The organism is Viridibacillus soli, assembly GCF_016612995.1.
Lineage (GTDB): Bacteria > Bacillota > Bacilli > Bacillales_A > Planococcaceae > Viridibacillus > Viridibacillus soli.
Window position 1 is genome coordinate 1 of sequence record NZ_JAEOAH010000094.1, and the last position, 717, is coordinate 717.

General features: G+C 32.1%; 1 protein-coding gene. It reads right to left on the bottom strand.

Annotated features, from left to right (window positions below; all coding sequences use genetic code 11):
• Nucleotides 1-110 precede the first annotated feature (110 nt).
• Nucleotides 111-717 (bottom strand): hypothetical protein (locus tag JFL43_RS22140; RefSeq protein WP_200750724.1); only part of this gene is annotated, 607 nt, incomplete at its 5' end.

The following is a 717-nucleotide window of genomic DNA, read 5'->3' on the forward strand; positions in this document are numbered from 1 at the left end:
AATTAACTTGAGAGTGTCTAAAGTCTTGACGTAGATCCAGTTTATTACTAATAGGGGTAACACCATGTGTATTTTTAGTCAATTCCAATTAAGTAATTCAACCTAAAATTCTATTTTATATTTTTTTCAGCTGCGTAATCACCATAAAAGTAAGTGTCCCAAAAATCACCATATTTAGGAGTAGCAATTATTGTATATTCACCATTTCCATCGACTTCAAACAAAACTACACTATTATTTTCCCATCCCACAAAATGTTTTGGATTTGAATCATCTACGCGCATATAGATACTGTATATTCCTTTTGTTAATACTCCACTTTTTTGAAAGTCCTCAATTAGATCTTTGGCGTTTGGAATAGGATGTTCATTTTTATTCATATCAAATTCAAATTGAAAATTCACCACACCTATTTCCGTTGCATACCTACCATGCTCGCCATCACTAATATTGCTTCGGGGGTCACTTGGTATTAATGTAGGTAAAAGTTTAGTAGTATCTATCTTTTGGGTCTTTTTAAAATCATCAAGTAGCTCTTGAGAATTATCCATATCTACCTCAATGTTGTCGTAAGGAAATATATAAACAGGACCATTTCTTACCGAGATATATTTATTAGGATATTTCACTAACCCATATTTTGTTATAAGCTCTTCAATTACTTGAACTACTTCTTGGTGTTGCTCAATATATGCACCCTTGAATTGTTCGAAATAG